Origin of the sequence: Bailinhaonella thermotolerans (genome assembly GCF_003594875.1) — a bacterium.
GTDB classification, from domain to species: Bacteria; Actinomycetota; Actinomycetes; order Streptosporangiales; family Streptosporangiaceae; genus Bailinhaonella; species Bailinhaonella thermotolerans.
In genome coordinates, this window is record NZ_QZEY01000005.1 from 354,739 (window position 1) to 375,290 (window position 20,552).

The window sequence follows — 20,552 nt, forward strand, 5'->3', positions numbered from 1 at the left end:
GGGGCTCACTTCAGCTCGGGGGCACCCGCCTGGGCGATCCACTTCTGCTCGATCTTGGCCAGCTCGCCGGAGGCCTTCAGCTCGCCGAGGGCCTTGTTGACGCACGTGACCAGCGGGTTGCCCTTCTGGAACAGCAGCCCGAACTCCTCGGCCTGGCCGCCCGACTGGAACTGCCCGACGATCTTCGACCCCTCGACCTGCGCCGCCGTCACGTAGAACGCGGTCGGCAGGTCCACGACGACGGCCTCGACCTGCTTGTTCTTCAGGGCGCTGACCACGTCGTTCTGGTTGTCGTAGACCCTGGGCCGCTCGGCGGGCTTGATCGCCTCCTCGACGGCGGAGAGGCTGGTCGTGCCCACCTGCGCGCCCAGCTTGGCGTTCTTCAGGTCGGCTAGGGACTTGGCCTTGGCGGCGGGCGAGTCGGCGTTCGCGACCACGGCCTGCTTGACCGTGTAGTAGCCCTCGCTGAAGTCCACGGCCTTCTTGCGCTCGTCGGAGATCGAGATCTGGTTGATGTCGAAGTCGAACGCCTTCGGCCCCGGCGCGAACGACTGGTTGAACCCGACGGTCGTCCAGGTCACCTCGCCGGGCGCGAACCCCAGCTTGCCCGCCACCGCCGCGGCGACCGCGCCCTCGAAGCCCTGCCCGTTGGCCGGGTTGTCGTCCTTGAACCACGGCTCGAACGCGGGCTTGTCGGTCCCGATCGTCAGCGTGCCCGGCTTGACCAGCTTGAGCTGCGACTTCTCACAGGATGCCGCGGCCGGGCTCCCGCCCGCGGAAGCCGTGGCCGCCGGCGTGTTGTCGGCCGGCGCGCACCCGGCGACGACCGCCGCCAGCGCCGCGACACCCAGCACCGCCCCACGAGCCCGTCCCCGGGTCCCCGCGTTGAGCATCAGACTCTCCTCGCACACGAAACAGGTAAGACGGGGACAAGTATCCCTTGTGATCTTGTGCATCCACGAATCGGACCAGCTCTTGAGACGGCACGCCCCGCGTGGCAACGCGCAGGCCGTACGGCGTGGGGGCTCGCGCCGCCGAACGGCGTGGCGGCTCGCGCCGCCGATCCCGGGCGCGGGGCCGGAGGCGATCCCGGAGGCGCGGGCCCGGAAGCGATCGCGGGGGCGCGGCCGGAGGCGGTCGCGGGCACGGCCGGAAACGATCTCGGAGGCGCGGCCGGAGGCGGTCGCGGGGGCGCGGCCGGGAAGCTCGGGCGCGGGGCCGGAAAGGTCATCGACGGGAGCGGCGACGGGGGAGAGAATCGGGACGTCCCTCCCTGATCAGGGCCGAATCGGGAACCCCCGGGGGCACGATGATCGTGATCGATGGGCTCACCAAGCGGTACGGCGACACGACGGCCGTGGACGGGCTGACCTTCACGGTGCGGCCGGGGCGGGTGACGGGGCTCCTGGGGCCCACGGGGGCCGGGAAGTCCGCGACGATGCGGCTGATCCTCGGCCTGGACCGGGCGGACGCGGGGACCGTGACCGTCAACGGCCGGCCGTACGCCGACGCGCCGAGGCCGATGCGCGAGGTGGGCGCGCTGCTGGACGCCCGCGCGGTGCACCCCCGGCGTACGGCGCGTGACCACCTGCGCTGGCTCGCGCGGAGCAACGGCGTCCCGGCGGCGCGGGTGGACGAGGTGCTGTGGACGGCCGGGCTCGCCTCGGTGGCGCGGCGACGGGCCGGGACGTTCTCCCTGGGCATGTGCCGGCGGCTGGGCGTCGCGGCGGCGCTGCTCGGGGACCCGGGGGTGCTGCTGCTCGACGAGCCGGTGAACGGCCTGGACGCCGAGGGCGCCAAGTGGATCCGGGAGCTGATGCGGGACCTGGCCGCCCAGGGCCGCACGGTCCTGGTCTCCAGCCGCCTCATGAGCGAGATGGCGCAGACCGCGGACCATCTCGTCGTGATCGCGCGCGGCCGGCTGATCGCGGACGCGGGCATGGACGAGTTCGCCGAGGGGGAGGCGGGCATCGTGGTCCGCGCCGATCTCCCGGCCCTGCTCGCGGACCGGCTGAGGACCGTGGGCGGGACCTGCCGTCCCGGCCCCGACGGCGCGCTGATCGTGACCGGCGTCGAGCCGCGGGAGATCGGGGAGGCGGCGCTGACGACGGGCGTGGTGCTGTCGGAGCTGACCCCCCGGCGGGCGTCCCTGGAACAGGCGTACCTCGACCTGACCCGCGACACCCTGGAGTTCCACGCCGGATCCGGGAAGGACGCCGGATGAGAGCGGGGTTCGCGGACATCGCGCTCGCGGAGTGGATCAAGTTCCGCTCGGTCCCCGGGCACCTGTACGGCTGGGCCGCCGCCGTCGTCCTCATGGTCGTCATGGGCGCCCTCACGGCTCACGGCGCCGCGGGGAGCCATCTCGCCGCGCCACCGGCGGAGCGCGCGTCCTTCGACCCGGTCTTCACCGGCATGTACGGCGGTTTCCTGTTCGCGCAGATCGCCATGGGCGCGCTGGGCGTGCTGTCGGTCACCTCCGAGTACGCCACGGGGACCATCCGCGCCACCCTCACGGTGGTCCCCAGGCGCACCCGGCTCCTCGCCGCCAAGTCTGCCGCCCTCGGCGTGATCGCCCTGGTCACGGGCCTGGTGGCCGCCCCGATCGCCTTCCTGGCCGGCCAGGCGGTGCTCGCGCGCCGCGGCGCCCCGTCCGCGGGGCTCGCCGCGCCGGGAGCCCCGCGGGCGGTCCTCGGCATGGCCCTGCTCTGGGTCCTGGCGGCCCTCACCGGCCTGGCCCTGGGCGTGCTGATCCGCCGCGCCGCCCTGGCGCTGACCGTCCTGGTGACCCTCGACCTGCTGATCCCCGTGGTCGCGCCCCGCGTCCTCTCCGACGCCGGGGCCACCTGGCTGGCGAGGTACTGGCCGCCCACGGCCGGGCTCCGGATCATCGCGACGGTCCCCGACCCGGCCCTCCTCGCCCCCTGGGCCGGGCTCGGCCTCCTTGTGACCTGCACCGCCGCGCTCCTGGTGGCCGCCGGGATCCTGTTCCGCGCCCGCGACGCCTGACCGCCGGGCGCCCGCCGTACGCGCCCGGCTCATGCCGTACGGCCGGCTCGTGCGGTGCGGCCGGCTCGTGCCGTGCGGCTCGCGTGGGGCGTCGCCCTGGCGGCGGTCAGGCGGCGGCGCGGAGGGCGGTGAGGGCGTTCGCCCAGGACAGCACCTCGTCGAGCATGGTGATGAGGTCCTGCCGCTGGTGGGACCTGGGGTCGAGGGTCGCGGGGTCCATGGACTCGGCGTAGTCGGCGAAGTTGGACAGGGCGACCTGCGTGCGCACCGTGGCGACCTTGACCTCGGCCAGGACCAGGCGCAGGTGCTCGACCGCGCGGACCCCCTGGTGGACGCCGTAGCTGACGAAGCCGGCCGCCTTGTCGTTCCACTCGTGGAAGAGGAAGTCGATGGCGTTCTTGAGGACGGCGGGGAAGGAGTGGTTGTACTCCGGGGTGACGAAGACGAAGCCGTCGTACGACGCGACGGCGGCGGACCAGCGCTGGGTGTGGGACCGCTCGTACGTGCCGAAGATCGCGGGGGTGGTCTCGTCGAGGAGGGGCAGGTCGAAGTCGGCCAGGTCGAGGATGTCGAACGTGACGTCCGGCCGGTGGCGGAGGGCGGTCTCCCGCACCCAGCGGGCGACGAGCTCGCCTCGCCGGCCGGGGCGGGTGCTTCCGATGATGATTGCGATGCGCGTCATGGCCGATAAACTACAGTCATCAATGCAATAAATGCAATAGTCGTTGTAGTTAATCCGAGGGAGGGCCGGTGGCGGGCAGACCACGCGGGGGCACGGCGGACAAGCGGCAGGCGATCCTGGGCGGGGCGCTGACCGTGTTCGCGCGGGACGGGTACGCCCGCTCCAGCATCGACGCGATCGCGGCGGAGGCGAACGTCTCCACGCGCACGATCTACAACCACTTCCAGGACAAGGCGACGTTGTTCCAGGTGGTGATCCAGGAGAGCGCCGACCGGGTCGCCGCGCGGCACATCGAGCTGATCGACCGGTACCTCCGCAAGGTCACCGACCCGGAGGAGGACCTGGTGGACTTCGGCCTGGCCATAGGCGATCCGGGAGAGGAGGAACAGACGCACTTCGCGCTGGTACGGCAGGTGCACGCCGAGTCGGAGCACATCCCGCGCGCGGCGGTGGAGGCCTGGCTGAGGAGCGGCCCGCTCAAGGTGCGCCAGGCCCTCGCGTCCCGGCTGGCCGGCATCCCCGGCCTCGACCTGCCCGACCCAGAGCGCGCGGCGCTCCACCTCATGCGGCTGATCACCCCCGACCCCATTCCGCTCAGGCCGCCGACGCCCGAGGAGACCCGCGCCCACGTCACGGCCGGCATCCGCGCCTTCCTGTACGGCTACCGCCGCGCCGACGCCCCCGCCTGACCACCTGCGAGACCGCCCGGCGACCCTCTCGGCCGACCATCTCGGCCGACCCTCAGCCGGCCGCTCAGCCGGCCGCGGGGCGACCGGCCCGCCGATCCGATCGCCGGCAACCGCCGTCTCGAATCTGTTTCGAAATCTGATTCTCAAAACCGGGTTCTGAGAACGCGATAGACCGTCGCGCGGGACACCCCGAAGCCTGCTGCGATCTCCTGGACGTCGCGGCCCTCGGCGTACAGGGTCCGCGCCTGCCGGGCCTGCTCCCCGGTGAGGGCGGAGGGGCGGCCGCCCCGCCGGCCGCGCGGGCGGCTCCCGACCGGCCCGGGGCCCGGCTCTCCCCGGCCTCCGCCGTTCAGCAGGACCCGGGCGCCGTCCAGGATCAGCGGCCTGAGCCGGTCGGCCGGCACGTCGGGGAAGGCCACCACCGCGTCGCCCAGGCCGGCCACCGCCTGGGCGGCGCGCACCCGCTCGGCGAGACCGCCGCCCGGGCCGAGGACGAGGTCGTTCGCCCACCGGATCGCGGCGCGGAACCGCTCGGCCACCGGGGCCTGGGCGAGCAGGCTCATGTCCTTGACCAGCATGATCAGGGTCTCGCGGTGCCGCAGGTGCACGTCCACGTATCCCTCGATCGCGCGCCACCGGACCGTCTCCGGGTCGCCCTGCCCGGCCGCCTCCGCGAGAGCCGCCTCCAGCTCGTCGAGCAGGGGGAGCGTGAGGCGGCGGAGGATCTCCTCCTTGGAGTCGAAGTGGTAGTAGAGCGCGGGCTTGGTGATGCCCACCCGGCCGGCGATCTCCCGCATGGACGTCGCGCCGTACCCCCGCGAGGCGAACAGGGCGCGGGCCGTGTCCAGGATCCGCTCCGCGGTCGAGGGCTCGCCCTGGGATCGCTCCTCCACCCGCCGCTCCCCTCTTTACCGATGGTCAGCATCTGGGCTAGGTTGCCGACCAAGGGTAAGCATAGGAGCTCGGAGGGGAGACCGACGTGCCAGACCCGATCAGGGTGTCCTTCATGTCGGGGGGAATCCGCCTCGCCGGATACCTCCACCTGCCGGACGACCGCCCGGGGCCGTACCCCTGCGTGGTGCTGTGCCACGGCGTCAGCGGCACCATGGACCGCCTGTTCCCCAACGCGCGGCACTTCGCGGCGGGGGGCCTGGCCGCCCTCGTGTTCGACTACCGCGACTTCGGGGAGAGCGACGGGGAGCCCCGCCAGCTCGTGGAGATCGAGGGCCAGCAGGAGGACATCCGGGCCGCCGTGTCCTTCGCCCGCGGCCACCGTGACCTGGACCCGGCGCGGATCCTGCTCTGGGGGAACTCCCTGGGCGGCGCCCACGTGATCTCCGTCGCGGCGGCCGACCCCGCGATCCGCGCGGTGGTGGCCCAGATCCCCTTCAACGGCTTCCCGAGGAAGGTCGAAGGCCGTTCACCCTGGCAGACCCTGCGCCTCCAGGCCGTGGTCCTCTGGGACGCCCTGCGTGGAAGGCTCGGCCTCCCCCCGCACTACATCCCCATGGTCGGCCCCCCGGGCGCCCTGGCGGTGACGGCCACCCCCGAGGCGGACGAGCACATCAGAATCCTCAGCGGCTCCGGCGAGAAGACCCTCTGGCGCAACGAGATCGCCCCCCGCGCCTTCCTCCCCATGTCCCGCTACCGCCCCGCCGACGCCGCCCCCCATCTGAAGATGCCCCTGCTGATCTGCGTGGCCGAGGACGACAAGGAAACCCCCGCCGCCCAAACCCGCCCCCTCGCGGAGAAGGCCCCCCAAGCGGAGCTGAGAACCTACCCCGGCACCCACTTCGGCTTCTACAACGACCCCACGATCCGCCACCAGGTGCTCACGGACCAGCTCACCTTCTACCGCCACCACCTGGCCCCAGAGAACTGACCCCGAGGACCAGCCCCGCGAACCCCGCCATCACGAGGACCTCTCCGGCCCGGGTTCGATATCCGAAGGGAGCCACGCATCAGGTGCTCCCACCGCATACGCTAAGGCCCGCCTCCTTCGCGGAAGCGGGCCTTTGCGCGTTGAGGAAGGCGTCAGGCGCCTACGACCTCCACGTCCACCTTGGCGCTGACCTCCGGGTGGAGGCGGACGGCGATCTGGTGGCTGCCGACGCTCTTGATCGGGTTGCCGATCTCGATGCGGCGGCGGTCGAGCTCGGGACCGCCGGCGGCCTTGACGGCCTCGGCGATGTCACCGGAGGTGATCGAGCCGAAGAGGCGGCCGCCCTGGCCCGCGCGGGTCTTGAGGGTGACCTTGAGCGAGCCGAGGCGCTGCGCGACCTCCTGGGCGGTGCCCAGGTCGCGGATCTCGCGGGCCTCGCGGGCCTTGCGCAGGGACTCGATCTGCTTCTCCGCGCCGCGGCTCCACAGGATCGCGTAACCGCGCGGGATCAGGTAGTTGCGGCCGTAGCCGTCCTTGACCTCGACCACGTCGCCGGGGGCGCCCAGGCCGGTGACCTCGTTCGTGAGAATGAGCTTCATCTGTCCGACCTCCGTCCTTAGCGCGCGGTGCTCGTGTAGGGCAGCAGCGCCATCTCACGAGCGTTCTTGATAGCGGTGGCCACGTCGCGCTGGTGCTGGGTGCAGTTGCCCGTCACCCGGCGGGCGCGGATCTTGCCGCGGTCGGAGATGAACTTACGCAGAAGCTGCGTGTCCTTGTAGTCGACGTAGGAGATCTTGTCGTGGCAGAACAGGCAAACCTTCTTCTTGGGCTTGCGCAGTGCCGGCTTGGCCATCGTGGTGCTCCTCCAAGAGAGCCCCGCTCACGCGGGAATGACACTCGGTATCGGATGGCCGCGCCCGTGAAGGCGCGGCCGTGAATTGCAGTGGTTAGAACGGCGGCTCGTCCGTGAAGTCGCCGCCGCCGCCCTGGCCGTAGCCGCCCTGACCGCCGCCGTAACCACCCTGGGCGCCGCCGAAGCCGCCGCCACCGGCGGGAGGCTGCGGGGAGGCGCTGGCCCACGGGTCGTCCGGCGGGGCGCCGAAGCCGCCGCCACCGCCGCCCTGGCGGGAGGTCTTGTTGACCTTCGCCGTGGCGTTGCGGAGCGACGGGCCGACCTCGTCGACCTCGACCTCGTAAGAGGTGCGCTTCTCGCCTTCCTTGGACTCCCAAGTGCGCTGGCGCAGGCGGCCCTGCACGATGACGCGCATGCCGCGCTGGAGACTCTCCGCGACGTTCTCGGCGGCCTGACGCCACACGTTGCACGTCAGGAAGAGGCTCTCGCCGTCCTTCCACTCGTTGGTCTGGCGATCCATGTAACGAGGGGTGGAGGCGATGCGGAACTTGGCCACGGGCTGGCCACTGGGAGTGAAGCGCAGCTCCGGGTCGTCGACGAGGTTGCCGACGATCGTGATCTGGGTGTCGCCTGCTGCCATCGGTCGAGTTCGCTTTCCTCAGCGGGACGGGGACGTAGTCAGGGTACGGCGGGGCACCGACATTTCGCCGGTGAGCCGCGGCTCAGGGTTCGAGCCCGGTCCACGGCCTCGGTCAGTGAACCTCGGGACGCAGGACCTTGGTCCGCAGGATGCCCTCGTTCAGGTTGAGCTGACGGTCCAGCTCCTTGACCGTGGCGGGGGTGGCCGTCAGGTCGATGACGGCGTAGATCCCCTCGGGCTTCTTGTTGATGTCGTAGGACAGCCGCCGGCGGCCCCAGACGTCCACCTTCTCCACGGAACCACCGTCGCCGGTGACGACCTTGAGGAAACCGTCGAGCGTGGGCTGTACGGCGCGCTCATCGAGCGACGGGTCAAGAATGACCATCATCTCGTAACGACGCATGCGTATCCCAACCTCCTCTGGACTCTTGCGGTCACGACACCTTGCCGTGACAGGAGGAAGCCGCGTATCCACATTTCAACGCAGCCAAGTCAGGCTACCAGGGCGCGCAAATGTTCCTCACCGCTTACGCGGGGAACCACTGTTAGGACGCAGCCGATATGTGAGGGGGGTGGCGACAGTGCCACATGTCCTCCGTCCCGAGGAGAGACGACCGTTCCGGTTCACCCTGAACACGGACGGGCGCGCTCACCCTGTAGAGAATGCTCTGACCTTCTTCGTCCTGATATGCGGCATCGTGGCCTTCGTGACCGGGCTCATCATGGCCACGCACGCGGTCGCCTCCTGGGTGGGCCTGGTGGGCTTCCTGGTGGGCCTCTACGCCCAGTACCGCTCGGAGACCACCGCGGAGCGCTCGCTCATCATTCCCGGCATCATCGGCTCCTTCGTCGGCGCCGCCCTCGGCATCGCCCACGGAGGCTTCTTCCCGGGCTGACCCCGGCCCTTCCGGGCCGGCCCGGGCCTGATCAGGGCCTGATCCGGGCCTGATCAGGGCCTGATCAGGGCCTGGTCCGGGTCCGCCCAGGCCGCCGAAGGCGTCATCGCAGGGCCGGAGCGCGCCCGCCCCGGCCCTCGGACCCCTGTGCCCACCAGGCGGCCTCCTCCCGCCCCTCCGGCACGGCGCCGCGTCCGCCGCCCTGCGCGCGTACGGCCCCGCGCTCGTGGGGCCCTGCGCGTACGGCACGGCGCCGAGCCCTCTCCGACGTACGGGATGAGCCCCTTCATCCCGGGGCGTACTCCTCTCCCACCCGGCGTACGGCATCGCACCGGGGCGAAGGGGGTCAGGCCGGGTGAGGTGGGGGCGGCGGGTGGGAGGCGCGGTTAGGCTGACGGCATGGTGCGGATTGGTGCTCATGTCGACCAGGACGAGCCGCTGGCGCACGCCGCGGCGCGCGGGGCGGACGTCGTGCAGTTCTTCCTCGGCGACCCGCAGGGGTGGAAGGGCCCGGTGCTGCCGGAGTCGGCGGAGGCCCTGCGCGGCTCCGACGTCGACGTCTACGTCCACGCGCCCTACGTCATCAACGTGGCGACCACGAACAACCGCATCAGGATCCCCAGCCGCAAGTTGCTCCAGCAGCACGTCAACGCCGCCGCCGAGCTCGGGGCCAAGGGGCTCATCGTGCACGGCGGGCACGTGCTCAAGGACGACGACCCGGCCGTGGGCTTCGACAACTGGCGCAAGGCGATCGAGCGCACCGAGTGCCCGGTCCCCATCCTGATCGAGAACACCGCCGGCGGCGACAACGCGATGGCCCGCAGGCTGGAGAGCATCGCCCGGCTGTGGGACGCGCTGGACGGGCTCGACGTGGGCTTCTGCCTGGACACCTGCCACGCGTGGGCGGGCGGCGAGGAGCTCGTGGACCTGGTCGACCGGGTGAAGGCGATCACCGGCCGCATCGACCTGATCCACTGCAACAACTCGCGCGACACCTTCGACTCCGGCCGCGACCGCCACGCCAACCTCGCCTCCGGCACCATCGACGCCGACCAGATCCTCGCGGTCTGCCGCGCCGCGGGCGCCCCGATCGTCGTCGAGACCCCCGGCGAGGGCCAGGCCGCCGACATCGAGTTCCTGCGCTCCCACCTCGACGCCTGACCCGCCCCATCCCGACGCCTGCCCCCGATTCCCCTCTGCGAGGCCTGGCGCGCCGCCGTAGGGCCTCAGGCGTCGCGTGCCCTCAGGCGTACGGCCTCAGGCACCGTACGTACGGCTGAAGGCCGCGCGCGCCCTCGGGCGTACGGCCTCAGGGCTCGGACGAGGGCAGGAAGGCCGTGGACCCGCCGAGGAGCGGAGCGCTCGGGCCGTACTGCGAGACCGCGGGGTACCTCAGCGGCACCGGCCGGATCCGGCTCCCCGGCCCTGCGAACGTGAAGCTGTAGAGGCCAGGCCCGCTCCCCGGCGCCGAGACCACGACCTCGCGGCGGCCGTCGGCGTCCCGGTCGGCCGAGGTGACGGCGATGCCGAACATCCCGCCGCCGGGCGCGACCATCCGCGCCCAGCCGCTGTGCGCGGCCGTCCGCAGCGCGCCGTCCGCGCCGGACGCGACCGCCGTGCGCCCCTCCAGGCCGCGCCGGACGCCGCTCAGCACCCACACCGCGCCCGCGCCGCCGTTCTTGGCGTGCGCCCCGACGATCAGCTCGTCGTGGCGGTCTCCGTCGAGGTCGGCCGCCGACAGCGCCCCGCCGAACACGTCGCCGCGCGCGCCGGAGCCGGGCACGCCCTTGGTGCCCTGGTGGATCACGCGGGAGCGGGCGGCGGAGATGCCGTCGGGACCGCCGCGCAGCTCCACCACCGCGCCGGAGTTCTCCTTCGCGCCGCGCGCCCGCTCGGCGTACACCGCGACGTCGGCGTACGGCCCGCCGTGGAACCGGCCGACCGTCACGGCGTCGCCCATCACGCCGGACACCGCGAGCCGTTCCACGGACGCCGCGCTGCTCGCCCGGGGCACGAGGCCGCCGCGCCCGCCGGGGATGAGGTGGACGATGCCGGTGGCCGAGCGCGCCGTCTTGAGCCGTTCGTGGTCGGCGGTGACCACGAGGTCGGCGATCCCGTCCCCGGTCACGTCGCCGCTCGCGAGAGCCGTACCGAAGAAGTCGGAGGCGTCGGGCCCGCCCGTGATCCCGGGGGTGCGCTGGGAGAGGCTGCGGCCGGGGCGCAGGCCGCCGGGCCCGCCCCTGAAGAGGGCGACCATGCCCGCCCCGGGGCTCTTGCCGAGGCCCTCCCCGGGGACCCCGACGGCGAGGTCGTCGTACCCGTCCCCGTCGAAGTCGCCGGCGGCGAGGTCCGAGCCGAATCCGTCGCCCGCCTCGGCCTTCCCGGACACGCCGGGGGTGTTCTGGGTGAACCCGCCGTTCGGGACGAGCCCGCGCCGGCCGCCGCGCAGGATCGCGACGGCGCCCGCGTCCTCGCTGGGCCCGACGTCCTCCCCCGGCACGCCGACCGCCAGGTCCAGCCGCCGGTCGCCGTCGAAGTCGCCGCGCGCCAGCCCAGCCCCGAAGTCGTCGCCCGGCTCACCCGTGCCCAGCACGCTCCCCGGCTCGTCCTGGCTGAACAGGCGGGGTTCCCCGGAGCCGCCGGGCACCAGCATGATCGAGCCGCCCTGTTCCGGCCTGCGCCGCGAGGTCTGGTACGGCCCGGCCCCGACCACCAGGTCGTCCACCCCGTCCCCGGTCAGGTCGGAGGTCGCCGCCGCCTTCGGCCTGCCGGGCCGGATCGGCCGCCCGCTGAAGGGCGGCGAGCCCGGCGGTCCCGTCATGACGGGCGTCGCCTTGAGTCCGCCGGAGCCCTCCGGGGTGCCCCCGGGAGCCGGTGCGGCCGGAGCGGAGGCCGGCGCCGCCGTACCGGCCGGGGAAGGCGTCGCCGTGCTCACGGGAGGGACGACGGACGAGCCGGCGTCACCGCCCGGGGTGAGCGCGACGAGGGCGCCGGCGGCGAGGCCGGCTGCGGCGACTGTGCGAATCCAACTGCCCACTCTTCGTGATGGTAGGCAAATAGAGCACGTCGTCCCAGCTCATCCACCTTGTCCGCGTGTCGTCCGGGGGCCGGCCGCGTGTCAGCCCGCCCAGGCGCCCTTGAAGAACGTGAGCGCGTCGGCCACCATCAACGGCCCCGCGACCAGCGCGTACGCGGCCAGCACCCACGGATGGCGCACCCCCGCGCGGCCGATGAGCAGGTAGAGCGGCCACCACAGGAGCGCCGACCTGGGGATGGACAGGTAGTACGACGAGATGACCAGGGAGAGCACCTGGAGCCCGACGTAGGTGAACTCGCCCCACCGGCGCGCGTACAGCAGCCACAGCGTGAAGATCACCCCGATGACGGCCGCGGCCAGCTCCATCCGGAACGCCCAGGTGAACTGGTTGTTCACGGTGAAGGCGGCGTTCCAGCTCGTCTCCCAGGCCTCCCACGGCGGGACCAGCCGCCGCCCCCAGCCCGCCTCCTGCGCGGTCTTCCACGCCAGGAGGTCGCCGGTGCGGAGGAACTGGTAGGCCGAGTACGCCGCCAGCGGCAGGAACGGCACGATCAGCAGGTGTGCCCGCTTCAGCGTCCGCAGCGCGCTCCGGGCGGCGATGCGCGGCCACCCGCCGGGTTCGGCGTTCCCCCGGTAGGCCCAGACGTAGTACTCCACGACGAGCGCGCACGCGAGGAACAGCCCGGTGATCCGCACGCAGGACGCGCCCGCCGCCAGGACCACCGCGAGCGTCCAGTGCGCCCGCCGCATCGCCAGCCAGGCCGGGATCGCGAACGCCAGGAACAGCGCCTCGCTGTACCCCACCAGCAGGAACACCGCGGGCGGCGCGAGCAGCAGCGCGAACACCGCGCGCGGCCCGGTGCCCTCGGGCCCCTCGAACTCCCCCAGCCGCGACAGCGCGACCATCGCGATCGCCCCGGCGACCAGCGAGATCAGCACCCCGGCGAGCACGTAGTCCCGGGTGATCAGCTCCACCAGTCGCAGCATCAGCGGCATCCCGGGAAAGAACGCGGGCAGCCCGGGGTCCTCCTTCTCCGCCGGATCGCCGTCGTATCCGAACCGCGCGATCTCGATCAGCAACCGGGCGTCCCACCCGCCGAGCCTGTCGCGCAGGGACGGGAGCTCCTGCCCGGCGTAGATGAGCCCGAGCCCCGCAGTCGCCAGCAGCACCAGCCCCGCCCGCGAGGCCAGCCACAGCACGAGCGAGGAGCGGTCGGCCGTTCTCACGCGCTCTTCGCCACCAGGTCCGCCGCCCCTGCCGGTACGGCGGGCCGCCCGCGCCGCAGCGTGAACCGGTCGGCCGCGCCGTCGAAGACGCCTCCGGCCGGGTCGTCCACGCCGCCCCGCCGTACGGGATCGCGGCCGGGGGCGTACATGTCCCGGATGACCAGGGCGACCATCAGCACGATCGTGAGGGCGCGGGCCCAGACGGCGCCGAAGTACCAGCCGTCGCTGACCCCCTCGTGGTCGAACTCGGGGTTGATGAACAGCAGGTAGCCCCAGATCGCGAAGAAGTACCAGACCTCGGCGGCCGTCCACAGCGCGAGCGCGAGCCGGCGGGGCTGGGCGAGCACGGCGAACGGCAGCAGCCAGAGGACGTACTGCGGCGACCACACCTTGTTCGAGATCATGAAGGCGGCCACGACGAGGAAGCAGAGCTGCATGAGCCGGGGCCGCGACGGCGCGGTCAGCGCCAGCACCGCGATGATCAGGCACAGCGCCGCGAACGACAGGACGCCCAGCGTGTCGAGGTTCTCCGGGTCGCCGAGCACGGGGACCTGCTTCATCTGGAAGAAGAACCAGAGCGAGCCCCAGTCGGCCCCGCGCTCCTCGCTGAAGGTGTAGAACCGCTTCCACCCGTCGAAGGTGGCGATCATCATGGGCACGTTCACGACGAGCCACGTGGCCACGCCCGCGCCGAACATCGCGCCGAACGCCCGCCATCTGGCCGTACGCAGGGCCAGCAGGAAGAACGGGCCGACGAGGAACAGCGGGTAGAACTTGGTCGCGACGGCGAGCCCGAGCAGCACGCCCGCGAGGACGTGGCGGCGGCGGCTCCAGGCGACCAGGCCGGTCAGCGCGAGCGCGCCGACGAGCAGGTCCCAGTTGATGTACGCCGTGAGGACGAGCGCCGGGGACAGGGCGTACCACAGCGCGTCCCAGCGGCGGCGGGGACCGGCCAGGGCGGCGACGGCGAGGACGCCGACCACGAGGCAGCCGGCCATGACCGCGACCGTGATGTCGTAGAACGCGACCCCGCGCGTGCCCACGTCGCCCAGCGGCTCCACCAGCCAGGCGATGACCTGCATGAACGCCCCGATGCCGACGGGGTACTCCATCTCGTGCTCAAGATAGGCGAGCTTGCCGTCGGCGAAACCGCGCTGAAAGTACAGCGGGTAGATGTCGGTGTAGCAGTTGTGCACGAACTGCTGGTCGGCGTGGTTCCACGCGCCCCCGAACCGGCAGGCGCCCTTCTGGAGGTAGGCGAGCACCGCGCCGAACAGCCCCGCCGCCGCCAGCGAGGCCGCCAGTAGCGGGGTGCTCAGTCTCCTGCCCGGCGCGTCGCGCCCGTCGTCCCCCATGTCCGTCTTCCTATCCCCGATCACGAGCCGTCGCGCGAGCGCGAGTCAGGGTAGAACCAGGGATTGTTCTGCTTTTCGCTACCCGGGCCGGGATCGTTGGGCCCGCCGGGGTTGCCCGGGCCGGGATCGCCGGGATTACCCGGATCGCCGGGGTCGCCAGGACCGTCCGGGTTTCCGTTACCGCCCTCGTCGTCGTCCGGACCGCCCTCGTTGTCGCAGAACGGCCAGTTCTCGCACTGCCCGTCGTCGTTCTGCGGCGGCTGGGTCGGGAGGGTGTCCTCCGGCGAGTCGGTCGGCTCGACCGTGGGGGTCGGCTTCGGCTTGGGCGCGAGGTCGTGCTGGTCGCCGACCCGGGCCGGGTCGGGGAACTGCTCGACCGGCTTGCCCTTCAGCGCCTCGGCCATGAAGTCACGCCAGATCATCGCGGGTACGGCGCCGCCGCCGATGTCGCCGGGCAGCGGGACCTCCTTGACCTGGCCCTTCTTGTCCTTGATCTCCTTGTACATCCCGACGGCCGTGGAGAGCTGCGGGGTGTACCCGACGAACCAGGCTTCCTTGGACTCGTTGTTCGTACCGGTCTTGCCGGCGACGGGCCGGTCGGCGAGCGCGGCGTTGGTGCCGGTGCCGGCCTTGACCACCTGCTGCATGGCGTACGTCGCGTCGGCGGCGACCTCGGGCGAGAAGACCTGCTTGAAGGCCCTCTTCTCGCGGTAGATCCTGGCCTTGGTCGCGAGCTGCTTGACCTCGATCACGACGTGCCGGTCGTAGTGCTTGCCCTCGTTGGCGAAGGCGGCGTAGCCGGTGGCCTGCTCGGCCGCGCTGACCTCGGCGCTGCCGATGGTGATGAGGTACCTGTGCCGGCCCTCGGCGTCCTTGAGCCGGGACTCGTCCAGCCCCGCCTCCGAGGCGATCTTGACGACCTTGTCCAGGCCCACGGCCTCGCCCATCTTGGCGAACACCGAGTTGACCGAGTTCGCGGTCGCCTTCGTCACGTCGATCGAGCCCCACGACTTGCGACCGGCGTTCCAGATCGGGTTGGTGCCCTCCAGCTTGACCGGGTTGTTGCCGTCGAGGTAGCTGTTCAGGCTCCAGCCGTTGTCCAGCCACGCCGCCAGGACGTACGGCTTGAACGCCGACGCCGCCTGCTTGCGGGCGTCGAAGGACACGTTCCACGGCTTCTTCAGGTAGTCGGGCCCGCCGTAGAACGCCAGGACCCGGCCGTTCTTGGGGTCCACCGCGGCGAGGCTGGCCTGCACGCCCTTCCCGAACTGCTTGACCTTGCCCTCCACGGCCCTCTTGGCCGCGTTCATCATGTCCGGGTCGAACGTGGAGGTGATGCTGTAGCCGCCGCGGTCGATCTCGTCGCGGGAGAGGTTCTGCTTCTCCTTCAGCTCGCGGAGCACGAGGTCCACCATGTAGCCGGTGGTGCCCTTGAAGTAGTTGCGGACCTCGTTCTTCTTGGGCTTGGCGAACTTGGCGACGCTCTCGGTCTGACCGCTGGACGTGCTGACGTACTTGCCGTACGTCGCCGGGTCCATCGTGGCCAGGCCCTTGATGACGTAGTGGAAGCGCCCCTCGGTGGGCGCGTAGTTGCCCTTGGCCTCGGCGTTGTCGAAGGCCACCGGGTTCTGGATGCGGCCGGCGATGTAGGCCGCCTCCTCGACGGTGAGCTTCCTGACCGACTTCTTGAAGAACGCCTGCGAGGCGGCCTCGATGCCGTACGCGCCGCGGCCGAAGTAGATGGTGTTCAGGTAGAGCTCGAGGATGTCGTCCTTGCTCTTCTCCTGGTCCATCTTGATCGCGATGAAGATCTCCTTGATCTTCCGGCTGAGCGCGCGCTCCTGGCTCAGGCCCTCGTAGTAGTTGCGGGCGACCTGCTGGGTGATCGTGGAGGCGCCGGTGACCTCGCCGCCGGTCACCGCGCTCCACAGGGCCCGGGTCATGCCGCGCACGGAGATGCCGGGCTCCTCGCGGAACCCGCGGTTCTCGGCGGCCAGCACGGCGTCCTGCACGTGCTTGGGCACGTCCTTGGTCAGGTTGATCGGCGTGCGCTTGGTGCCGAGCCTGGCCAGCACCTTCTTGCCGTCGTTGTAGTAGATGACGCTGCCGCGCGCCGTCGCCGAGGCCTGGGCCTGGGAGTCGCTGGGCAGCGGGGTCATGGAGTACATGACGGCGAGGAGCACGCCCACGGCGACGAAGCCGATGGTGAAGACCGCGACGAGGATCTTCCAGGAGGGGACGAACCGCCGCCAGCCGGTCTTCCTGGGCTTCTCGTCGTCCTCGAACCCGTGGGAGCCGTCGAAGCGGCCGTCGCCGTCGTCGCCGCCCCCGCCGCCGCGGCCGCGACGCCCGCGGCCTCCGCGCCCGCCGTGGCCGCCGCCTGGACCGGCGGGCCCGCCGGGACCGCCCGCGGCGCGCCGGCCGCCCGGCTCGCGCATGCCGCCGATCGCCATCGTCTCGGACGGGTCGCCGAAGACCGCCCCGGTCTCCTGCTCACGCGCGCGGCGGCCTGGACGCTCTCCGCCTCCCGGGGCCCGGCGCCGCCCTTCGGGGCGGCGGCCCTCCAGCCGGCGGCTCGCGCGGCCCTCGGCGGATCCCCCCTCCGCGGGGCGGGTCAGCCTCGCGGCCCGGTCGCCGTCGGTGCGGCCGTGGCGACCGGAGTCGGAGCGGCCGGGGTATTCCTCCCGGCCGCGGTTCGTGCTGTAACTCACGCGTCCTCGTTCAGTCATGCGGCGTTCTCGGTCTACGTCGGCTACGACAGTACTGACAGGCGGGTGAGGCGTGTGTCCTCCCGACGGCCAGCGCGACGTCGTCGTCGGCTACTTCCCGGCTGCCCGCCTCCCGCGGTCACCGGGCTCGCCCGTCCCGAGGACGTACGAGACCGTCAGGTGGTTCCAGGCACAACCCTGGCAGACCTCGACGACGTAGACCCGGAATTCTCCATATTCGCGAGCCATCTCGACGAGTTCCGCGGTCATCTTCACACGACCTTCACATCTGCCGAGTTCGGACCCGTAGACGTAGGTGACGTGCGTGACCTTGCGCCGGCGGCACACGGGGCACTGCCTGTCGGTCGGCTCTCCGTGGTGTTTGGCCGCCCGAAGCAGATACGGATGAGCGTCGCAGAGATCCGTCGTGGTCACGCGCCCGGAGGAGAGCGACGCGAGCGCCGCCCTCTTCGCCAGGCCGTAGTCCACGACCGACCTCTGGGACCACATGGCAGTCAGAGTACGACGCATCACCGGGCTTCCCAAGCCCTCACCCGGCTCTTCCACCCCCCGCCTTGCCCGCCTATGACGAGCCGACGTATCTTGGTGATGTATCGAGTCGATACATCGAGTGGAGACATACGACTGGGAGGAGGAGGTCGGAATGAGCAGGAGCAGGGGCGGTGTCCTCGAACTGGCCGTTCTCGGCCTTCTCCACGAGGCGCCGATGCACGGCTACGAGCTGCGCAAGCGCCTCAACTCCCTGCTCGGCATGTTCCGGGCGTTCTCTTACGGGTCTCTATACCCCTGTTTGCGGCAATTGGTAGAAGACGGGCTAATTGTCGCGGACACCCCGGAGGAACCGGACGTCACCGCGCTCGCGAGCCGGCGATCGAAGATCGTCTACAAGCTCACGGCGGACGGCAAGGAACGCCTCCAGGACCTCCTGACCCAGGCCGGCCCCGCCTCCTGGGAGGACGAGAGCTTCGGTGTCCACTTCGCGTTCTTCCGGCACACCGAGGCCGAGGTACGGCTGCGCATCCTCGAAGGACGCCGCAGCCGGCTGGAGGAGCGCCTGGAAGCCGTGCGGACGGCCCTGGCCCGCACCGCCGAACGCCTCGACAGCTACACCCTCGAACTCCAGCGCCACGGCCTGGAATCCGTCGAGCGCGAGGTGCGCTGGCTCAACGAGCTGATCGCCACCGAGCGCCGCGGCGACCCGGACGGGCACGGCCCCGCCGCGCCCCGCGGCGACGCCGTACGGCGGAGCGGCGCGGAGCGGGAGGCCCCACGGCGCGGAACGGACGAGACCGCCGGTGGACGCGGGAACGCGGACCACGGCGGCGGCAAGGAACCAGGAGCCGGGTGACTGGCCGGCCGCCGGCCTCTCGGTTCTCAGAGATAAACCATGAAAACGAAGGAGCGAGTGCGATGGGTTCGGTGCGCGTAGCCATCGTCGGTGTCGGCAACTGCGCGGCATCGCTGGTGCAGGGCGTCCACTACTACCGGGACGCCGACCCGGCGAGTCGGGTGCCAGGCCTGATGCACGTCAAGTTCGGCGACTACCACGTGGGCGACGTGGAGTTCGTCGCGGCGTTCGACGTGGACGCCAAGAAGGTCGGCCGCGACCTGTCCGAGGCGATCGTCGCCTCCGAGAACAACACGATCAAGATCTGCGACGTGCCCCCGCTGGGCGTCACGGTCCAGCGCGGCCCGACGTACGACGGCCTCGGTGAGTACTACCGCGAGATCATCGAGGAGTCCGACGAGCAGCCGGTGGACGTCGTCCAGGTGCTCAAGGACACCAAGGCCGACGTGCTGGTGTCCTACCTGCCCGTGGGCTCGGAGGAGGCCGACCGCTTCTACGCGCAGTGCGCGATCGACGCGAAGGTCGCCTTCGTCAACGCGCTCCCGGTCTTCATCGCCTCCGACCCCGAGTGGGCCGCCAAGTTCACCGAGGCCGGCGTGCCGATCATCGGTGACGACATCAAGTCGCAGGTCGGCGCGACCATCACGCACCGCGTCATGGCCAAGCTGTTCGAGGACCGCGGCGTCGAGCTGCTGCGCACGTACCAGCTCAACTTCGGCGGCAACATGGACTTCATGAACATGCTGGAGCGCTCGCGCCTCCAGTCCAAGAAGATCTCCAAGACGCAGTCGGTCACCTCGCAGATCCCGCACGAGATGGGCAAGGCCGCCGTGCACATCGGCCCGTCCGACCACGTGCCGTGGCTGGACGACCGCAAGTGGGCCTACGTCCGCCTGGAGGGCCGCTCCTTCGGCGACACCCCGCTGAACCTGGAGTACAAGCTGGAGGTCTGGGACTCCCCCAACTCCGCGGGCATCATCATCGACGCCGTGCGCGCCGCGAAGATCGCCAAGGACCGCGGGATCGGCGGCCCGATCCTGTCGCCCGCGTCGTACTTCATGAAGTCGCCGCCGGTGCAGTACTCCGACGACGAGGCCCGCGAGGCCGTCGAGAGGTTCATCCGCGGCGAGAACGAGCGCTGACCCCGCGCCGGGGCCCCGCTCCCGGCCGCTTCGTGAGACGCGCGAGCGCGAGGTTCCCCCTCGCCTCGCGCGTCTCGCGTTCCCGGACGTCTCCGCACGGCCGGCGCCGCGCCCCGCTCCCGCCGTACGGCTCCGGTGTGCGCGGGCCCGTGCCGTACGGCTCCCGCGTGCGCGGGTCCCTGCCGTACGGCCGGCGGCTGCGCGGGCCCGTGGCGTACGGCGGGAGCGGGCGCGGGCGGGCGGTGGGTCAGCGGAGGCGGGCGGCGGGCGGGAGGGCGGAGGGGTCGGCGGTGGGCCAGGTGAGCGGGTCGGGGCCCAGGGCGGCCAGTTCCGGGAGCTGCTCGCGGCACCAGGGGGAGATCTCGGGCCCGGGGGACGCGGCGAACTCGGGCCAGGAGACCCAGCGGTAGGCGCCGACCTCGGCCGGGTTCGGGGTGGGGTCGCCGCTGACGATCACGCGGTAGACCGGGCAGAGCTCGTGCTCGACGACGCCGTTGGGCATCTCGGCGCGGTAGCGGAAGCGCGGGAGCACCAGGTCGATGCGCTCGGCCCGCAGGCCCAGCTCGGAGTCCAGGCGGCGGGCCACGGCCTCGGCGGGGTCCTCGCCGGGGAGCGGGTGCCCGCAGCAGGAGTTGGTCCAGACGCCGGGCCAGGTGATCTTCTCGTCGGCGCGGCGGGTGAGCAGCAGGCGGCCGCCGCGGTCGAAGACGTAGCTGGAGAACGCCAGGTGCAGCGGCGTGTGACGGCCGTGCACCTCGCTCTTGGGGGCGACGCCGATCGCGTTGCCCGCCTCGTCCACGAGGATCACCAGCTCGGCCACCCCGCCGGAGTCCACGGAGGGCTCCGGGGCGGACGCCGCGCCGGACCGGGCGCCGGATTCGGGGCCGGACTCCGCGCCGGGCTTCCGGCCGGACCGCTCGTCGGATCTCTGGTCGGCCATCCTCTCAGTCTCCGCCTCCGAGGTCACTCCGCCCTCCGTCACCGCTCGCTCAGTCTCCGTCACCGACGGTTCATCTGTCACGGACCGACCATACGAGATCGCGGGGCGCGGCCGTACCCTGAT

Annotated in this window: 21 protein-coding genes; 8 read left to right on the plus strand and 13 right to left on the minus strand. The window is 71.8% G+C overall.

What is annotated here, in order from left to right:
• Window positions 1–5: 5 nt before the first annotated feature.
• A complete protein-coding gene (locus D5H75_RS17025) occupies window positions 6–893 on the minus strand; it encodes an ABC transporter substrate-binding protein (RefSeq protein ID WP_119927435.1) in 888 nt (295 codons plus the stop codon).
• A 416-nt stretch (window positions 894–1,309) separates the two neighbouring features.
• On the opposite strand from D5H75_RS17025, the gene D5H75_RS17030 reads away from it, so the two are divergent.
• Window positions 1,310–2,224: an ABC transporter ATP-binding protein gene (locus tag D5H75_RS17030; RefSeq protein WP_119927436.1), complete on the plus strand. Its 915-nt coding sequence runs from the start codon at window positions 1,310–1,312 to the stop codon at window positions 2,222–2,224.
• On the plus strand, window positions 2,221–3,009 hold the full coding sequence (locus D5H75_RS17035; RefSeq protein ID WP_119927437.1) for an ABC transporter permease: 789 nt from the start codon (window positions 2,221–2,223) through the stop codon (window positions 3,007–3,009). Before D5H75_RS17030 ends, D5H75_RS17035 begins: the two co-directional genes overlap by 4 nt.
• 106 nt (window positions 3,010–3,115) lie before the next feature.
• Here the strand turns inward: D5H75_RS17035 and D5H75_RS17040 are convergent, their stop codons facing one another.
• Complete coding sequence (locus tag D5H75_RS17040) at window positions 3,116–3,691, minus strand: NADPH-dependent FMN reductase (protein ID WP_119927438.1); 576 nt, start codon at window positions 3,689–3,691, stop codon at window positions 3,116–3,118.
• 68 nt (window positions 3,692–3,759) lie between these two features.
• Here D5H75_RS17040 and D5H75_RS17045 point away from each other — a divergent pair, with 68 nt between their 5' ends.
• Window positions 3,760–4,380 (plus strand): TetR/AcrR family transcriptional regulator, encoded by a 621-nt coding sequence (locus D5H75_RS17045; RefSeq protein ID WP_119927439.1) that lies wholly within the window; start codon window positions 3,760–3,762, stop codon window positions 4,378–4,380.
• A gap of 143 nt (window positions 4,381–4,523) precedes the next feature.
• On the opposite strand, the gene D5H75_RS17050 is transcribed toward D5H75_RS17045, so the two are convergent.
• Window positions 4,524–5,273, minus strand: a complete 750-nt coding sequence (locus D5H75_RS17050) for a TetR family transcriptional regulator (RefSeq protein ID WP_119927440.1) — start codon at window positions 5,271–5,273, stop codon at window positions 4,524–4,526.
• A 113-nt stretch (window positions 5,274–5,386) separates the two neighbouring features.
• Here D5H75_RS17050 and D5H75_RS17055 point away from each other — a divergent pair, with 113 nt between their 5' ends.
• On the plus strand, window positions 5,387–6,262 hold the full coding sequence (locus D5H75_RS17055; RefSeq protein ID WP_119927590.1) for an alpha/beta hydrolase: 876 nt from the start codon (window positions 5,387–5,389) through the stop codon (window positions 6,260–6,262).
• A gap of 152 nt (window positions 6,263–6,414) precedes the next feature.
• On the opposite strand, the gene rplI is transcribed toward D5H75_RS17055, so the two are convergent.
• From rplI to rpsF, 4 genes are all read right to left on the minus strand, one after another.
• A complete protein-coding gene (gene rplI / locus D5H75_RS17060; protein WP_119927441.1) occupies window positions 6,415–6,861 on the minus strand; it encodes a 50S ribosomal protein L9 in 447 nt (148 codons plus the stop codon).
• Between the two features lie 17 nt (window positions 6,862–6,878).
• Entirely contained in the window at window positions 6,879–7,115 is a 237-nt protein-coding gene (rpsR, locus tag D5H75_RS17065) for a 30S ribosomal protein S18 (protein ID WP_119927442.1), read from the minus strand.
• A 94-nt stretch (window positions 7,116–7,209) separates the two neighbouring features.
• Complete coding sequence (locus tag D5H75_RS17070) at window positions 7,210–7,755, minus strand: single-stranded DNA-binding protein (RefSeq protein ID WP_119927443.1); 546 nt, start codon at window positions 7,753–7,755, stop codon at window positions 7,210–7,212.
• A 112-nt stretch (window positions 7,756–7,867) separates the two neighbouring features.
• Window positions 7,868–8,158 carry a 30S ribosomal protein S6 gene (rpsF, locus tag D5H75_RS17075; protein WP_119927444.1) on the minus strand — a complete coding sequence of 97 codons (291 nt, stop codon included), beginning with the start codon at window positions 8,156–8,158 and terminating at the stop codon, window positions 7,868–7,870.
• A 304-nt stretch (window positions 8,159–8,462) separates the two neighbouring features.
• On the opposite strand from rpsF, the gene D5H75_RS43140 reads away from it, so the two are divergent.
• Window positions 8,463–8,651, plus strand: a complete 189-nt coding sequence (locus tag D5H75_RS43140) for a hypothetical protein (RefSeq protein ID WP_242454289.1) — start codon at window positions 8,463–8,465, stop codon at window positions 8,649–8,651.
• A gap of 399 nt (window positions 8,652–9,050) precedes the next feature.
• Window positions 9,051–9,812: a deoxyribonuclease IV gene (locus D5H75_RS17085; protein ID WP_206781957.1), complete on the plus strand. Its 762-nt coding sequence runs from the start codon at window positions 9,051–9,053 to the stop codon at window positions 9,810–9,812.
• Window positions 9,813–9,960: 148 nt separating this feature from the next.
• On the opposite strand, the gene D5H75_RS17090 is transcribed toward D5H75_RS17085, so the two are convergent.
• From D5H75_RS17090 to D5H75_RS17115, 5 genes are all read right to left on the minus strand, one after another.
• On the minus strand, window positions 9,961–11,472 hold the full coding sequence (locus D5H75_RS17090) for an FG-GAP repeat protein (protein WP_119927445.1): 1,512 nt from the start codon (window positions 11,470–11,472) through the stop codon (window positions 9,961–9,963).
• 297 nt (window positions 11,473–11,769) lie between these two features.
• Window positions 11,770–12,915, minus strand: a complete 1,146-nt coding sequence (locus tag D5H75_RS17095; RefSeq protein WP_119927446.1) for a mannosyltransferase family protein — start codon at window positions 12,913–12,915, stop codon at window positions 11,770–11,772.
• Window positions 12,912–14,270: a glycosyltransferase family 87 protein gene (locus D5H75_RS17100; RefSeq protein ID WP_119927447.1), complete on the minus strand. Its 1,359-nt coding sequence runs from the start codon at window positions 14,268–14,270 to the stop codon at window positions 12,912–12,914. The genes D5H75_RS17095 and D5H75_RS17100 overlap by 4 nt, the downstream gene beginning before the upstream one ends.
• 20 nt (window positions 14,271–14,290) lie before the next feature.
• Window positions 14,291–16,981 (minus strand): transglycosylase domain-containing protein, encoded by a 2,691-nt coding sequence (locus tag D5H75_RS17105; RefSeq protein ID WP_202638233.1) that lies wholly within the window; start codon window positions 16,979–16,981, stop codon window positions 14,291–14,293.
• 108 nt (window positions 16,982–17,089) lie between these two features.
• Window positions 17,090–17,488, minus strand: a complete 399-nt coding sequence (locus tag D5H75_RS17115) for a DUF5318 family protein (RefSeq protein ID WP_119927450.1) — start codon at window positions 17,486–17,488, stop codon at window positions 17,090–17,092.
• Between the two features lie 154 nt (window positions 17,489–17,642).
• Here D5H75_RS17115 and D5H75_RS17120 point away from each other — a divergent pair, with 154 nt between their 5' ends.
• Complete coding sequence (locus D5H75_RS17120) at window positions 17,643–18,347, plus strand: PadR family transcriptional regulator (RefSeq protein ID WP_119927593.1); 705 nt, start codon at window positions 17,643–17,645, stop codon at window positions 18,345–18,347.
• 62 nt (window positions 18,348–18,409) lie between these two features.
• Window positions 18,410–19,489 carry an inositol-3-phosphate synthase gene (locus D5H75_RS17125; protein WP_119927451.1) on the plus strand — a complete coding sequence of 360 codons (1,080 nt, stop codon included), beginning with the start codon at window positions 18,410–18,412 and terminating at the stop codon, window positions 19,487–19,489.
• Between the two features lie 247 nt (window positions 19,490–19,736).
• Here D5H75_RS17125 and idi read toward each other — a convergent pair whose 3' ends face one another.
• On the minus strand, window positions 19,737–20,429 hold the full coding sequence (gene idi, locus D5H75_RS17130) for an isopentenyl-diphosphate Delta-isomerase (RefSeq protein ID WP_119927452.1): 693 nt from the start codon (window positions 20,427–20,429) through the stop codon (window positions 19,737–19,739).
• Window positions 20,430–20,552: the final 123 nt, after the last annotated feature.

What these genes read in the sequence shown, in the direction of transcription:
- D5H75_RS17125 (WP_119927451.1), top strand. Translation starts at nt 18,410, where the DNA reads ATGGGTTCGGTGCGCGTAGCCATCGTCGGTGTCGGCAACTGCGCGGCA.
- D5H75_RS17090 (WP_119927445.1), bottom strand. Translation starts at nt 11,472, where the DNA reads ATGACGGGACCGCCGGGCTCGCCGCCCTTCAGCGGGCGGCCGATCCGG.
- rplI (WP_119927441.1), bottom strand. Translation starts at nt 6,861, where the DNA reads ATGAAGCTCATTCTCACGAACGAGGTCACCGGCCTGGGCGCCCCCGGC.
- D5H75_RS17040 (WP_119927438.1), bottom strand. Translation starts at nt 3,691, where the DNA reads ATGACGCGCATCGCAATCATCATCGGAAGCACCCGCCCCGGCCGGCGA.
- D5H75_RS17030 (WP_119927436.1), top strand. Translation starts at nt 1,310, where the DNA reads ATGATCGTGATCGATGGGCTCACCAAGCGGTACGGCGACACGACGGCC.
- D5H75_RS17035 (WP_119927437.1), top strand. Translation starts at nt 2,221, where the DNA reads ATGAGAGCGGGGTTCGCGGACATCGCGCTCGCGGAGTGGATCAAGTTC.
- rpsR (WP_119927442.1), bottom strand. Translation starts at nt 7,115, where the DNA reads ATGGCCAAGCCGGCACTGCGCAAGCCCAAGAAGAAGGTTTGCCTGTTC.
- D5H75_RS17120 (WP_119927593.1), top strand. Translation starts at nt 17,643, where the DNA reads ATGAGCAGGAGCAGGGGCGGTGTCCTCGAACTGGCCGTTCTCGGCCTT.
- D5H75_RS17055 (WP_119927590.1), top strand. Translation starts at nt 5,387, where the DNA reads ATGTCGGGGGGAATCCGCCTCGCCGGATACCTCCACCTGCCGGACGAC.
- D5H75_RS17100 (WP_119927447.1), bottom strand. Translation starts at nt 14,270, where the DNA reads ATGGGGGACGACGGGCGCGACGCGCCGGGCAGGAGACTGAGCACCCCG.
- idi (WP_119927452.1), bottom strand. Translation starts at nt 20,429, where the DNA reads ATGGCCGACCAGAGATCCGACGAGCGGTCCGGCCGGAAGCCCGGCGCG.
- D5H75_RS17070 (WP_119927443.1), bottom strand. Translation starts at nt 7,755, where the DNA reads ATGGCAGCAGGCGACACCCAGATCACGATCGTCGGCAACCTCGTCGAC.
- D5H75_RS17085 (WP_206781957.1), top strand. Translation starts at nt 9,051, where the DNA reads ATGGTGCGGATTGGTGCTCATGTCGACCAGGACGAGCCGCTGGCGCAC.
- D5H75_RS17025 (WP_119927435.1), bottom strand. Translation starts at nt 893, where the DNA reads ATGCTCAACGCGGGGACCCGGGGACGGGCTCGTGGGGCGGTGCTGGGT.
- rpsF (WP_119927444.1), bottom strand. Translation starts at nt 8,158, where the DNA reads ATGCGTCGTTACGAGATGATGGTCATTCTTGACCCGTCGCTCGATGAG.
- D5H75_RS17115 (WP_119927450.1), bottom strand. Translation starts at nt 17,488, where the DNA reads ATGTGGTCCCAGAGGTCGGTCGTGGACTACGGCCTGGCGAAGAGGGCG.